Here is a 14,050-nt window from a genome sequence, read left to right as displayed (position 1 = left end):
ATAGTATTGGTATTTCTTATAGTGTTACAATGGAATCAATTAAAGAGAAGGAGTCCATTATGGCAAAGGTAATTGGTACTGTTAAATCTATCCACGGAAAAGCAGCCGTCAAAACAGTAGATGGCGAGTTGGTAATTTTAAAAGTAGGTGATACTCTCCATGCAAACGAAATGGTTTATGCATTAGGCGCAGATTCAACTGTTACTTTAGCCCTCGAAGGAGGCCGTACTCTCAACCTAAACGGTTACGATGAGATTTTGCTTGACAGTTCAGTCTTTGCCGGATTGGAAAAAGGGGAATCTCTAGATGTGGACGCATTGCGACAAGCGATTGCAGAGGGTGAGGATCAGACGGAAGCAGGCGAAACGGCAGCCGGTAATGAAGTCGTCAGTGAATCGAATGCAGGTGCCGATTTTGTCGTGCGTGCAGACGGACGAGGAAATCCCAGCAGTTATCTGACCGGTACGGAGAGCAGTCCGTTTGCCGTGACATTGGACCCGGATGCTTTAGATATTCAAAACGCCGCCCCGATAGCGTTTGATGATGCCGGAGTCGCGGTCGAAGAGGGAAGCGGCGGGGAAAGTCAGTATGATGTTTCGGTACCGGCGACGGGAAACTTGCTTGCCAACGATAGCGACGACGGGATGCCTACGCCGCCGACGGATATGGATGTCATTGGCATTAGTTCGGATGATACGTCCAATATCACAACAACAGACGGTAGTGGTAATTTCTTGGTTGTTGGTAAATACGGTACTTTGGTGGTAAACGGTGAGACCGGTGAATATACGTATACCATTGACAACGCAAATGGAGCGGTTGATGCGCTTAATATCGGGGATTCGGTAGAAGAGAGCTTTACCTATACGGTCAGCGACGGATCATTGACCAATACAGCGACTCTTTCCATCACTGTAAACGGTAGCAATGATGCTCCTGTTGCAGTAAGTGAGGGTGGCCAAAATGTCTCTTATGATTCGGATGCCGCTTTGAGTGATATTTCGACATCGCCGACGGAAGGTGCAGCAGTAAAATTTGTTATTCAGGCCGAAGCAGGAGAAACGGTTACATTTAATTGGCAGTTCAATGCGGCCGATTATATGCCGTATAATGATTTTGCCTTTGTTGCCGTTGATAACGGTGACCTTCAGCTTCTGAGTAACGTCTCCATGGTAGGTGACTACGGAAGTTCAGGATTACAGACATTCAGTATTACCTTTTCTGATAGTGGTGCCCATACCGTTACATTCGGTACCATCGACTTTGGGGATACTGGAGTCGATTCTGCTCTGGTGATCTCCAATATGAGTGGTGGAAGTTTGCTGGATGTTTTGTCTATCGGTAGTGTTGGATCAAGTGGTATGACTTACTCTTTGACCAATGCAGGAGCATCTGTTGGAGCGATTAATGATTTCCTTGATACGAATATGACAATTGGCGAGTTGATTAATGCAATGGAGGGGAATGAGACTGATGCCGTTATTCCGGCAGAAGGGAATGTTCTGGCGAATGATTATGATGTCGACAATGACCATAGTAGCCTGAGTGTTATCAGTGTTAGCGGTGAAGCAGTGCCTCAGGGAGATGGTTCGATAATTGTTTATGGTCTATACGGTACACTTGTCATGCAATCGAATGGTGAATTTACTTATACCCCATATGAACCTGGCTCTGAGCATGAGAATGCCGGATTGGTCGACAGTCTTAATGTCGGCGATACCCTGAGTGAAAGTTTCAGCTACACGATCAGTGATAATGAGCCCGGCGGAGCCAAAACAGATTCAGCTACATTGATGGTAACGATCCAGGGGACCAATGATGCTCCTGTCGCATGGGATGATTTCAATACTATTACAGAAGACGAATATAGCCAACTTCCTGTTTATAATATTGCCCAAGCCGATTTCCCATTGGTTTTTAATGGTGAAGAAGGCTACTATTTCCAAACGATGAGCAGTGGAAATGTCATCGAAGGTATTGGTAATCCTGACACGCCGCAGGGACCGGACAGCGATGTTGACAATACGCTGTTGAGTGTTGTCAGCGTCGTTTCCCAAAATGTGGAATCAGGAGAAAGTGATTCTCCTTCAATGTTTCCGGATGCCAATTTCAGTAGTGTCGGTGAATATGGTACCCTTTATATGTACGAGAATGGTGCTTATATCTATGTGCTTCATAACGAGCAAGAGAATGTCAATAGTCTAAATGAAGGTGATCATGTACAGGAAGTGTTTTCCTATACTATTACCGATGGCGATAAATTCGCGAGTGCGACATTGACGATTAATATTGCAGGAACTAATGACGCGCCGGTTGCCCATCCTGACAGTGTAGAGGTCAGCGAAGATTGGTTCGGTGTGCTGAGTATTGATGCATTGAGTAATGATACCGATGTTGATTCGGGTGACAATCCGTCTAATTTCAATCTCGTTAGCGTCTCCGTTGAAGGCGGATGGGCAAATGGTATTGCATGGATCGATCCACATACAGATACAATCAAATATATCCCGACTTGGGCATTAAACCAAAGTCTAAACGTAGGCGATTCTAAAGATATTATCCTCAATTACACCATGATTGATGATTCAGGGGCTACTTCATCATCAACGGTCACAGTCACCATCATAGGGGTAAATGACAGTCCGTTTGCATATGGCGGGTGGAATATCGTATACGAAGATGCAAGCGTGGGCGGTCAAGTTCATGCAATAGATATCGATGAAGGGGAAACGAGTACGCTGACCTATTCATTGCTGCACGATGCACCTACAGGTTTGACGTTCAATGAAGACGGAACTTATACTTTTGATGCCGATAGCTATGATTATTTGAGTAAAGGTCAAATCAAGTTTCTGAGTATTCCTTATATGGCGACCGATGAAAACGGTGCAACATCCAATACCGCCTATTTAGTCATTAAAATCATCGGTACTAATGATGCTCCGACAATCGAAAATGCAACAGTAGCTTTCAATCTTTCGGAAGAGGGGCTTGCAGGCGGTATCGCAGATACCCTTCCTGCAGGCGATGATACTACTAATGCCGTATATGCAGAGGGTTCTATGGGGTTCAGCGATGTAGATGGCGGTACGTTACATGTCCATCTCTCGGCACCTTCTGAAGCGATGACGTCGGGCGGCGAAACAATCACATGGCAAGGTGTCGGTACGGGAACATTGGTCGGTTCTGCTAATGGCTCTGAAGTAGTTACCATTGCGGTAGATAATACCGGGCATTATGAAGTAACACTTAAAGGGGTTATTGATCATCCGATTAGCTCGATAGAAGATACCCTTTCATTTGGGGTCCATGTTACGGTTACCGATGGCAAAGGAGGCAGTGCCAATGCGGATCTTGAAATCACTATCGAAGATGATATGCCGACAGTGAATATTGTTGATCCTTCCGTTTCCGTTGAAGAAAGTTCTATTTCAAGTGCGCAGGATAATGTTGTATTGATTCTAGACCGCTCCGGCAGTATGAATAGCAGCATAGAATCGGTTAAAGCGGGGGTCCTCGATCTATTAAATAGCGGTCATGTCCATTCCGTCTTTATTGCTTCATTTGCAAAAAACGGCAGTGTTGAAACTAATTACGATACTGGCGGTCATTGGTATGACGTTACTACGCCTGATGGTATTGCGGCTGCTATGGACGCAGTGGATCATGTATATAGCGCTTATACGAGCTGGTTTTATAGCGGAGGGACGGATTACGATGCAGCTTTAAATACGGTTATGAGTAATTTTACAGCCCCAACCGGCGGCAATCGATTGATTTCTGTGTTTATGAGTGACGGCGAACCGAATGAAGAACCGGGAACTATCGGTATTAGCTCTGGCGAAGAGGCTGCGTGGATTCAATTTTTACAGGATAATGGTTTTGCCGAATCGTATGCAATCGGATTTGGGACTATCACAGCGGGTGATAGCAATTATTTGGAACCGATTGCCTGGACAAGCTCGGAAACGGCGGCAACCTATACGACGGGAGCTGACGATGCCAATGTTATAGTACTCAATGTTACAGAACTCGGCGATACCCTTGTCGGTATTACCCACACCCCTAATACCGTAGAAGGGAACTTGCTCGATAACGCAGTTCCTGGTGCTGATGGATGGGGTGAAACGCCTATATCAACAGCAACGGTCAACGGGGATACCTATAATTTCAGTTCAGCGAGTGATTCACATACCTTTACGTTGGAAAACAGTGCGGGTACCGTTACGATTTATGGAAACGGAGATTATATTTTTACCGGTTCTACAGATGTGAAATATGACGCGAGCGGTATCGTCACTTATACTGCCGTTGACGCAGACGGCGATGGTGTTGTTGGGCATATGACGTTGACTACGACCGACAGCAGTGAAGTGTATGCTTATGACAATGAGAATGGGGCTCAAATTGTTCAGGTAACGATACCTGGTACACCGACCACACAAATGTTGGCCGATTTCCAAACAGGCCAAACTCCGAGCGGGGATGACTATAATCCGTGGATCTATGATCATTCGGGAGGAACCAAATCGGTATATGATTGGGGTGATTTATCTTTCAATTCAGCCGTTTCCGGTCATACCAATAAGTGGGTTGTAGGCACACAAAATTCAAATAGCTTTGATGCACAGATTGAAAGCCATCGTCTTGTAATTCAGGACAATAACGGATCAGCTCCCGGCGAAGCAAAATTGTTAACACCTGTTTTCACGGTAGCAAACAATGGTACGATGCTACAATTTGATTATGCACGAGGAGACGCCAATGCTTCTGATAATGTGTCGTGGCAATTGTATAAACAAGTCGGAGGTAACTGGGTCGCCGTATCCGGTTCCGGGAATTCGGGTTCTCTCACTGCGGCCACTTCAGGGGAGCAAACTATTACTTCCGGTCTTTTGAACACGGGAAATTATCGTATCTATTTTAAAGTTAACGATGGGGGAGGAAGCGGTAATTCCAGACTGTATCTTGATGATATCCGCTTAATCGTACCGGGAGAAGATATCATCCAAACCAGTATTATCGCGGCTGCCGGTAATATCCTTACCGATCCGAACACGCTCATTTCCAGCAGTGATGTATGGCATGCAGTGGATTCTCAAGGCTCTGAAGGGGCTGAATTGAGCGTATTCAACGGCTTTACCTATATTCCGGTAGATACTGTGACCACGATAGCCGGGGCGTATGGTACTTTAGTCATCAACAGCGACGGTTCCTATGTTTATACACCTGATAGTGATGCCGTTGGTAATACAGAGACCTTTACCTATATGCTGACTCAACCTGACGGTGACAGCGATACGGCAAGTTTGGTCATCAATATTACGGACAGTACCTATACAGAACCGACACCGATCAGCGGATCTGGAGATGTGTATGGAACGAGTGGTGATGATGTTATTTTAGGTAGCAGTGGCGATGATACACTTTATGGCTATGCCGGAAATGACCATCTGGAAGGCAGGGATGGCAGTGACACCCTCTATGGCGGTGATGGAAATGATGTGCTGATCGGTGGTGCAGGAGAGGATAGCATGTATGGCGATATAGGCAACGATACCCTTGTCATCGACAGCGAAGACGGCATTGTCAATGGGGGAGAAGGGTATGATACCGTAATGCTAAGCGGTAATCACAATATCGATTTTAGTAATCTGAGCAATCTTCAGATCAGTAATATCGAAGCCCTTGATCTTACCAATGGAGATCACACCATCACAAATGTTACCGCTGCCGATGTGGTAAATATTACGAGTGATAGCAATACTCTGCAAATCACAGGGGATGGCGGTGATACTGTAGGACTCGCAGGAAGTGATTGGAGCGCTAGTGGTTCTACAGATATTGGTGGAGTTGAATACAATGTGTATGTCAGTACGGATGCCACCCTCAATATCCAAGATGGTGTTAATGTAGATATTATTCCTTAACCTTCACACGATAGAGCTTCGGCTCTATACCTGCTTTTTTTAAAATACCCATTTGTTTTTATGATTGTTACTTGGATTTTGATTCGTTAATGAAGAGATGGAAATTTGGTGGACCCTAGCGGGATCGAACCGCTGACCTCGTCGCTGCCAGCGACGCGCTCTCCCAGCTGAGCTAAGGGCCCTAAAGATGATAGGAGCAGAATTATACGGCGTGCGCTCTTAAATGTCAATGTGAATGCAAAAGAGATGGTCTCGGGTAAAGTTTTATTCTTAACATGTCGATATAGAGGTATGAAAAATTTAGCCCTAATTATGATGTTAAGTGTGACCGGTGTAGTGTTGAGTGCGGAGGAATATACGATTCAAACGATTAGTGCTCTCAAAGAGAGCTCGATCACTCCCGCTTTTGAAAAAAAAGTGAAAAAAAGTGCTCTTTCTTCTGCACAAATAAAAGAGGGGGATTGTAATATCGTAACGGTCGGTAAGTATCCTACCCCAAAAGCGGCAAAAACAGATATTCAAAAAGCCAAAGCGATTAGTAAAGACGCATTTGTCCGTCCGTTAAAACGAGTGATTCCGGCAGTATGTGAAAGTAAACATGCGATGAGTGCTATGGCGATGAATGATGCAAATAGTTCTGTTACGGTTCCAAAACAAGAGGATGCTGTAATGACCTCGGCAGAGAAAGTAGCTGTTGTTGCACAGGCAGTATCAAAAGAGACGGCTGCAGTAACTGAAGCTCCGACTGCCGTTGCAACTGCACCTATGGTTCAAACTGAGATGAAAATGGAACCGTGTAAAGTCCAGCCTTGTGAAAACTCAACTACGGTATACCTATACGACCGAAATCTAGCCCGCAAGAGTGATATTTCTGAAGCAATCGAATATTATAAGAACTCCCCTTATCACACTTTCCGTCCCGCACTCGCTTTACAGCGCTAAAAGAGCCTTAAGGCTCTTTATTAGCCGCACTATATAGGCAGTCTAAATCAATTTTATGTATTTTCTTTGCTTCTTGATGGAGGGATTCCAGCAACTCGTCTGCATGCTCTCCGTTGGAAGGGTAGCAGACTGCCGCAGAGGGGATAGGCACAGCAAAAAGATCTTCGATCATCCGCTTGACGATTCCGCATCCGTACCGGTCGGTATACGGCATGACAAAAAAGTAATAATGTTCCCAATGGACAATTGAATCCGAAGTACGAAGCAGGCTTGGAAGATTTGTATCTATCAACGTTTGTGAGATCTTCGAAAAATCGCAAAATAAAATGGTAAAACTTTCTGACCGATTCTCATCCAACCGATCCGAAATCCCGATATTGAGATCGATCAATGATGCAAAATTGTAAAATGAAAACAATACTCCTGCCATACTAACTCCTCAAAAAAAATGGTTAAAGTTAGTATAGCGTTAATTTACTCAAACTAATAATGCTTTAAAACGACTCGGAGTAAACTAAAATAATTATGTTTAATGATGCACGTTAAGAGGGAATCTATAGAGGTGCACTAAACAATACAGGTATAAGGAGAAACAATTATGGTTGATGAGATAAAAAGCCTTCCTCCTCTTCCGGCTTCAATCGTGCGGATTCAAGAATTATGCATGAATATTGATACTGATATTGATGAACTTGCACGGGTGATCGAAAGTGATCCTATGCTGAGTGCAAATATTCTAAAATCCGTAAATTCCCCGCTATATGGGATGAGTAAAGAGATATCATCCATTCCTCAAGCCGTGATGCTGTTTGGGATATCGATGATTCGCGGATTCGCGGCAGCCAATGCGATTAAGAAAACCATTCCTATCGATTTAACTCCTTACGGTGCTACGATCGATGGTTTAACGAAAGTGTCGACATTGCAAATGTCACTGGTTCGAGAGTGGTATCGTAATGTGGATAAAACGATGCTGCCGTTATTGCAAAGCGGTGCTTTTTTGATGGAATTAGGAAAACTTCCCGCATCGCTCAAAGTGATTAGTGCCGGCAAGTCAGAAAACTTTTCACAGGATATCGCAAAAGGTCAGCCGATTATCGAGATTGAGAAGTCCTATCTTGGAGTGAGCAGTTATGAGATAGCGTCAATGATGTTTGAACATTGGAATTTCGAGACAGCGCTTATCGAAGTATTAAGAGAAATTTCTAATCCTGCAACCCATAATCCTTATGCACAGGTATTAAATGCCGTATCGAAAGCTATTAATTTACGAGATACTCTCAGCTCTCAGGGGATAACGGAAGCAATAGAAGCGATTGAGGTTTTCGGGTTAAACCGTGCTGCATTTGAAGAAGCGGTAGAGACGCTTAAATCGGCGAAACGATAACTCAGAGCGGCAGATCGAAAAAATAAGCCAACCCGTAATAGACACTGTAGAGACCATAGATGAGAATTGCCAGCGCTGCGATACGATTCATGGTCTGACGAAAAGCGATCTCTTTGAAAAAACTCACCGACTGCCCTAGTGCCAGCAAGGTCGGAACCGTAGCGAGACCAAACGCCGCCATAATCAGCCCGCCGTCGATAATGGACGCCGAAGCGGCCGCTTTGGCAGCAAAGAAAAAGACAAATCCGCAAGGGAAAAATCCGTTCATTACCCCGAGGGCAAAGAAGCTCCCGATGCTTTTACTTTTGATCAGCCGTGAAAAGAGCGTTTTAAAAAGGGCATTGGTTGAGAATGAACGCTCCAGTATATGGATCAGTTTTGAGAGACCGAACATCCCCAGCGCCGTGACGATCATGACGATTCCCGCAAAGATAAACAATGCTCCATGCAGTTCCAGACTCAGGGCAAACAGCGAGCCTATCCCTCCAAAAATCATCCCAAGTGTGACGTAGGAGCTGACACGTCCGATATTGTAGGCCCCATGACGGATGAGCTGCGCTCCGCGGCTCATGGAAGCATCGATTTTGGTTGAACTGTAGGCAACGATAAAACCGCCGCACATCCCGATGCAATGGCCGAAGCTTCCGGCGAATGCTATTGAGATTATAAGCCACCATTCAATACCGTGCATCATAAAACCTTTTTCTAAAATATCAACAGTCTAAAGAATAATCGTTACAACAGTGTTAAGGTTTAACACAAATTTAACAGTTCTATGAAACAATAGCATGAAATCATTTAAAGGATTCGTGAATGAAAAAAGTTCTACTCTCGCTAACAGCATTGATCGCCGTTGCCAGTGCTGATCAACTGGTCAACTTGAAAATCGAGGGGATGATGTGTCCTGCGTGTGTCAAGAATGTCAAAGGCTCTTTGAATGAAGTCAATGGGGTCAAAGATGCAAGTATCTACCTCAAAGAAGGACGTGCAGAAGTAAAAGCTTCCGATGGCACCAAACCAGAAGCAATGTGCGATGCCGTTAAAAAAGCGGGATATGGCTGTTCTGTAGCGAAATAAACATCATACCCTGATGGGTATGGTAATCGATTAAATAAAATACTTCGTCGCATCTTTGCGACTAAGGTCACAGACCGCCGTGATCTTTTCTTCTCCGAAATCCAGTACCTGCGGCCCTTCGAAGTTCTGTTTACAATACGCTAGGATGAGTTTTGCCGCCAACATTTTATCGCTATCACTTGCATTGGCAGAGATGAGCGAATGAGGACCGAACAGATCGGTATCGATGTGGATGTATTTGCGATTTTCAATCGTTTTTAAGATAGCGTTATCGTCCGCATCACGTCCGATGATGAGTTTTGCCCCATCAGGAAGTCGAAGCTGACGACCGTATTTGAGAGTCGGGATATCGGCAACTTCGAAGGTGTCATGGGCGATAAAATCACGAATCTTACGGGAAAAATGCTCATCGGTCAGCAAACATCCGCCGCCTGGTGCTTCGTAATCTTTTAGACCGAAGGACTCGGCTAATTCCATCTGACGGTCGCGGTTGCGTCCAACAATGTTTTCGAGCTTTTCACGATCTACCCACCCCTCGAGTTCCGCAATCGTCGGTTCGAGTGATTGTGCGCTCATCGGGCGCAGAAGCAGGCCGTCACAATTGCTGAGGTTGAGTACTTTATCGAGGGATTCACGGTTTTGGCTCATCGGGCGTTGTCCTAACACTTCGCCGCTGATGAGGAAACTCGCTCCCCACTCCTCCATTTTCCGTTTCGCAACTTCAAACATTTTGCCATGACAGTCGATACAGGGATTGAAGTTTTTACCGTAACCGTATTTCGGTGAAAAAAGCACCTCTTGGATGTACTCATCACGGATATCGACACTCCGAAATTCGGCACCCACTTGCTCACACATATTTTTCATGTGACCCAGTCGGTCTTTCGTCGAACCGAATCCGGTATTGATATTACAGGCGATTACTTCGATTCCCTGGTCAATGATCAGTTTCATTGCCAAAGTAGAGTCGAGTCCGCCGCTGAATAGGGCTATTGCTTTCATGGAAGTCCTTGTCTAGGTCAGAGGTACTAATTCGCCTTTTTTAAGACGCGCTATTTTTTCACGTATCTGACGTATTAAATACGATTTTTGATCGAATGATACCGTATTTTGGGTCGTGAGTTTCTTGAGTTCACGGTTATAATGGGCGTTCAAGAAGGTAATAAGTTCCAGCTTTATCCCCTCGTCCCCCTCAAATACCCGAATCCGATCATCCATCATCAGAGCGCTGAGGCGGGGATCGTTAAACCGCCCTTGCAGCGCCGCTTCAAATTCACTCGCATGGTATTGCAGGAGGCTCCCGTCAATAAAGTCGAGCAGCGTATCGGTGATGTGAGGACGTTCGATCAGGGTTTTGATAAAGCTCAGTTCCCAAATATCGTGATGGGAGAGCTGAAGCGGCTGATGCTGAGTATTTTGGGTGTTTCCGAGCCGTATCAGTGAGGGTGATATGCCGAGTTTAGCGGCTACAAGAGGCCGGTACTCTTCTTGGAGCAGCGGAGAGAGGGTTTTGAGAAAACCGATCGTCTCATGTAACCCGCTCTCTTTTCCTTTCGGATCTTGAAGATCATAATTGTTGATTGTCTCGGAAATGACAAACTCGATAAAAGGGATCGGACGGTGCAGGAGTGCATTAAGGGCTTCGATCTGATTGTTTTTAATCATATCGGCAGGGTCAAGCCCCCCTTCAAACAGTACCACTCCACCGTCAAATCCCGACATGCTCAGCAGTTTTGAGGCTTTAAAGGCTGCCGCCCGTCCCGCTTTGTCTCCGTCATACGCCAAAAAGATTTTCGGCTCGCCTTTGCGCAGCAGCGGCAGGTGTTCGGCGGTCAGTGCCGTTCCCAGCGTCGCGACGGAATGAGTAAAACCGGCCTGATGGAGCATTACGACATCCAAATACCCTTCGGTGACGATGATCTCTCGGCGGCGGTAGATTGCTTCACGGGCGAGATGATAGGCATAAAGGAGACGTGATTTGTTAAAAATCGCACTTTGGGAGGAATTGACATATTTCGCTTGATGCCCGGTGATCGTCCGTCCGCCGAATCCGACGATGGCACCGCTGGTAGAGTGGATCGGAAAGGTGATCCGTTCGATAAACCTCGCAAAAAGTCTTCCGTCATCTCCTTTTCCGATTGCCCCTTGCTCGATTGCTTCGGACGTCGGGAGCCGACGCTGTTCTAAAAATCGGAGGGTATCCCCCGATACGGGAGCATATCCGATACCGAATCGTTCGATACTCGAGGCATAGATACCCCGCTCGTGCAGATAATCTTGTGCAACGCGGTTTTGTTCGAGAAGTTTTTGATACCACTCATTCAAGGTTTCCAGAAGATTGGAACGCTTTTTTTGGTGGGCATTATCGGTATAGTGAAGGGTAAAATTGGTCGAGGCCGCCAGTTTTTCAATGGCTTCGGGATAGCTGAGCTTTTCATACTCCATGACAAAGTTGATAGAGTCCCCTCCCGCGCCGCATCCGAAACAGTGATATTTTTGGCGCGAAGGATTGACGGTGAAGCTCGGAGATTTCTCATCGTGAAACGGGCAGGGAGCCTTGAAGCTCGACCCTGCGCGTTTGAGCTCAATGTAGGAGCCTACGACATCAACAATGTCAAGTCGGGCTTTGAGAGCCTCGATGGAATCTTGGGTAATCATAATAATATTTTAGCAAAATGGTGCTTATTTTAATGTGTCGTAAATTGTCCTAATTGAGTATCAAGTGCGTTTGCCGAAGAGGCAATCGCCTGAACGATAGCGGAGAGCTCTTGCATGGAGATGTCATTGGCCGATGTAATGGATCCCAGTGTATCAATATGGGAGAGCATATCCTCGATATGGCGGGCAATGGTTTGTGAATTGCTAACGCTTTGGGTGGTGAGGGCGTTAGTCTGCTCCATCGCCTGAACCGTTTCATTGATATTTCGGTCAACTTTTTCAGAGATCGTTGAGACATTTTGAAGGGCATCGGTGTTTTGGTGCATTTGATCGGTTGCATCGGAGATACTTTGGACAATGATATTGATCGTTGAATTGATTTCAATAAGGCTGTACTGGGTTTTCTCGGCAAGTTTGCGTACTTCATCCGCTACAACGGCGAACCCTCGACCGTGTTCCCCTGCGCGTGCCGCTTCGATGGCGGCATTAAGCGCCAGCAGATTGGTTTGGTCGGCGATATCGCCGATGACGGAAAGAATATGTTTGACCTGAGACGCTTCCGTATTGAGATTATTGAGTTTTTCGGCAAGTTCTGCTTCGAGCTGGGTACTGTGTGAAATCGTTTCGAGCAGTGTGGATAACTCCTGCCGTCCGTTATGCAGCTGTGTCAAAGCACCGCTCATGGTATGCAGGGTAGTGGATAAACTCTCAACCCCTTCATTGGCGATAATTTCAATGGATCGGGCTTGTTCAGATGTTTTGTTGGTGATGGTGTAGCCTTGATGGGCACGATCTTTGACCTCTTTACTGATGGAATCAAGCGTATGGGCGGCGGAGAGGTTAGAGGTTGCGATCGTTTTAGATTGCGAAATCGCATGCTCCATTTCGGAAACAAAGCGGTTTAGACTGCTCATCATAATGCCGGTTTCATCCCGGGTAAATCCTTGAAACGATTTGGTGAGATTAAAAAGATCCGTTTTAAGATTATCGGTGAGATTTTTGACGGGACGGGTTACCTGAGAGATGAGCAGGGTCATATTCAGGGCAGAAATGACGATCCCGATGAGGGCGACGACAATATTTTTACCGAGCAGCGTCGAAAGATCAAGATGAGGCAGCGCATAAAGCAAAATGGCATTCAGCAGAACCAATAAAACGATATTTCCGATGATCGTGGTAAAAATGGCGAGAACCATTTTTCGTCCAAATGATATAAAGGGATGGTGTTCGCTTAGCGGGACATCGGCCGTCCACTCTTCGAGGCGGATGACAAATAAAATAAATACCGGAATGATAAAGAGCAGAAGCAACGGCAATACGGCGAATTCAGCCAATCCGAATCGTTCAATCGTAATAAACGATTTCCCGGAAAGAACGACGGCAGGGCCTAAGAGAGTGTAGAGCATCTCCCCGACTAAAAACCAATACGGAAGCCGTGAGATGATGGCCGCCGCTTCTTCATGGTTCTGTGACGTGCTCATCAGTCTCTCAAGTTTGCCAAGGGTACGGTTAAACCCGAAAATCATGATCGAGGTAGCAATGACCATATAAAGGGTCATCGGAATAGAAACCAGTATCGAGACCAACTCTTCGAGGGTGAAAAGATGTGAATAAAAAAGGAGAAAAACCCACACTACAGGGGGAATCATCATCCCGGCAAAGACCAGCCACATCAATGTTCTGCGTGGATTCATTCAAAACTCCGCGTATGCAATATATAAATGATAACCTATATTAGGATAAAAGATTCCTTTTTCGATGAAATTCAGGTATGATTCGGTTTCAAAAATTTTAAATAGAAAGTAGGTGATGTGAATGCCTGGTATCGTTCTTAGACAAGATGATAACTTTGATGCTGCTTACCGCCGTTTCAAGAAACAAACAGATCGTAATCTGATTGTTACTGAAGCTCGTGCTCGTCGTAACCATGTTACAGAGACTGAAAAACGTAAACAGTTCAAAATCAGCGCTCGCAAAAAGATGTTAAAACGTTTGTATATGATGCGACGTTACGAATCTCGCCTGTAATCTCTTGCGCTTCGGCGCTTGGGTTACA

The 14,050-nt window shown here is 45.5% G+C and carries 10 protein-coding genes and 1 tRNA gene; 5 read left to right on the top strand and 6 right to left on the bottom strand.

The genetic code is table 11. The features are described from left to right. Nucleotides 1-59 precede the first annotated feature (59 nt). A complete protein-coding gene (locus WAO38_RS04520) occupies nucleotides 60-5,930 on the top strand; it encodes a VCBS domain-containing protein (protein ID WP_422234760.1) in 5,871 nt (1,956 codons plus the stop codon). Nucleotides 5,931-6,036: 106 nt separating this feature from the next. Here WAO38_RS04520 and WAO38_RS04515 read toward each other — a convergent pair. Continuing rightward, nucleotides 6,037-6,112: transfer RNA gene (locus WAO38_RS04515), tRNA-Ala, on the bottom strand. A 109-nt stretch (nucleotides 6,113-6,221) separates the two neighbouring features. Here WAO38_RS04515 and WAO38_RS04510 point away from each other — a divergent pair. After that, nucleotides 6,222-6,872, top strand: coding sequence for a hypothetical protein (locus tag WAO38_RS04510; protein ID WP_422234758.1), 651 nt, complete (start codon nucleotides 6,222-6,224; stop codon nucleotides 6,870-6,872). Between the two features lie 7 nt (nucleotides 6,873-6,879). Here WAO38_RS04510 and WAO38_RS04505 read toward each other — a convergent pair whose 3' ends face one another. Further along, complete coding sequence (locus tag WAO38_RS04505) at nucleotides 6,880-7,302, bottom strand: hypothetical protein (protein ID WP_422234756.1); 423 nt, start codon at nucleotides 7,300-7,302, stop codon at nucleotides 6,880-6,882. Between the two features lie 168 nt (nucleotides 7,303-7,470). Here WAO38_RS04505 and WAO38_RS04500 point away from each other — a divergent pair, with 168 nt between their 5' ends. Further along, a complete protein-coding gene (locus WAO38_RS04500; RefSeq protein WP_422234755.1) occupies nucleotides 7,471-8,259 on the top strand; it encodes an HDOD domain-containing protein in 789 nt (262 codons plus the stop codon). A 1-nt stretch (nucleotide 8,260) separates the two neighbouring features. Here WAO38_RS04500 and WAO38_RS04495 read toward each other — a convergent pair whose 3' ends face one another. After that, complete coding sequence (locus WAO38_RS04495; RefSeq protein ID WP_422234753.1) at nucleotides 8,261-8,953, bottom strand: sulfite exporter TauE/SafE family protein; 693 nt, start codon at nucleotides 8,951-8,953, stop codon at nucleotides 8,261-8,263. Nucleotides 8,954-9,072: 119 nt separating this feature from the next. On the opposite strand from WAO38_RS04495, the gene WAO38_RS04490 reads away from it, so the two are divergent. Then, complete coding sequence (locus tag WAO38_RS04490; protein WP_422234751.1) at nucleotides 9,073-9,336, top strand: heavy-metal-associated domain-containing protein; 264 nt, start codon at nucleotides 9,073-9,075, stop codon at nucleotides 9,334-9,336. Between the two features lie 30 nt (nucleotides 9,337-9,366). On the opposite strand, the gene WAO38_RS04485 is transcribed toward WAO38_RS04490, so the two are convergent. The 3 genes from WAO38_RS04485 to WAO38_RS04475 are packed head-to-tail and all read right to left on the bottom strand — an operon-like array spanning nucleotide 9,367 to nucleotide 13,688. Next, entirely contained in the window at nucleotides 9,367-10,338 is a 972-nt protein-coding gene (locus tag WAO38_RS04485) for an argininosuccinate synthase domain-containing protein (RefSeq protein ID WP_422234749.1), read from the bottom strand. A 12-nt stretch (nucleotides 10,339-10,350) separates the two neighbouring features. Continuing rightward, nucleotides 10,351-11,994, bottom strand: a complete 1,644-nt coding sequence (gene dnaG, locus WAO38_RS04480) for a DNA primase (protein ID WP_422234747.1) — start codon at nucleotides 11,992-11,994, stop codon at nucleotides 10,351-10,353. Between the two features lie 29 nt (nucleotides 11,995-12,023). After that, nucleotides 12,024-13,688 (bottom strand): methyl-accepting chemotaxis protein, encoded by a 1,665-nt coding sequence (locus WAO38_RS04475; protein ID WP_422234745.1) that lies wholly within the window; start codon nucleotides 13,686-13,688, stop codon nucleotides 12,024-12,026. 121 nt (nucleotides 13,689-13,809) lie between these two features. Between WAO38_RS04475 and rpsU the strand changes: the two genes are divergently transcribed. Beyond that, nucleotides 13,810-14,022: a 30S ribosomal protein S21 gene (gene rpsU / locus WAO38_RS04470; protein ID WP_015652475.1), complete on the top strand. Its 213-nt coding sequence runs from the start codon at nucleotides 13,810-13,812 to the stop codon at nucleotides 14,020-14,022. Nucleotides 14,023-14,050: the final 28 nt, after the last annotated feature.

This window comes from Sulfuricurvum sp. (genome assembly GCF_049277495.1).
Lineage (GTDB): Bacteria > Campylobacterota > Campylobacteria > Campylobacterales > Sulfurimonadaceae > Sulfuricurvum.
The sequence above is the reverse complement of the archived record's forward strand: the minus strand, read 5'-3'. Positions and strand labels throughout refer to the sequence as shown.

Coding starts and splice junctions, on each gene's coding strand:
- WAO38_RS04490 (WP_422234751.1), top strand. CDS start 9,073: ATGAAAAAAGTTCTACTCTCGCTAACAGCATTGATCGCCGTTGCCAGT.
- WAO38_RS04510 (WP_422234758.1), top strand. CDS start 6,222: ATGAAAAATTTAGCCCTAATTATGATGTTAAGTGTGACCGGTGTAGTG.
- dnaG (WP_422234747.1), bottom strand. CDS start 11,994: ATGATTACCCAAGATTCCATCGAGGCTCTCAAAGCCCGACTTGACATT.
- WAO38_RS04475 (WP_422234745.1), bottom strand. CDS start 13,688: ATGAATCCACGCAGAACATTGATGTGGCTGGTCTTTGCCGGGATGATG.
- WAO38_RS04485 (WP_422234749.1), bottom strand. CDS start 10,338: ATGAAAGCAATAGCCCTATTCAGCGGCGGACTCGACTCTACTTTGGCA.
- rpsU (WP_015652475.1), top strand. CDS start 13,810: ATGCCTGGTATCGTTCTTAGACAAGATGATAACTTTGATGCTGCTTAC.
- WAO38_RS04500 (WP_422234755.1), top strand. CDS start 7,471: ATGGTTGATGAGATAAAAAGCCTTCCTCCTCTTCCGGCTTCAATCGTG.
- WAO38_RS04505 (WP_422234756.1), bottom strand. CDS start 7,302: ATGGCAGGAGTATTGTTTTCATTTTACAATTTTGCATCATTGATCGAT.
- WAO38_RS04520 (WP_422234760.1), top strand. CDS start 60: ATGGCAAAGGTAATTGGTACTGTTAAATCTATCCACGGAAAAGCAGCC.
- WAO38_RS04495 (WP_422234753.1), bottom strand. CDS start 8,953: ATGATGCACGGTATTGAATGGTGGCTTATAATCTCAATAGCATTCGCC.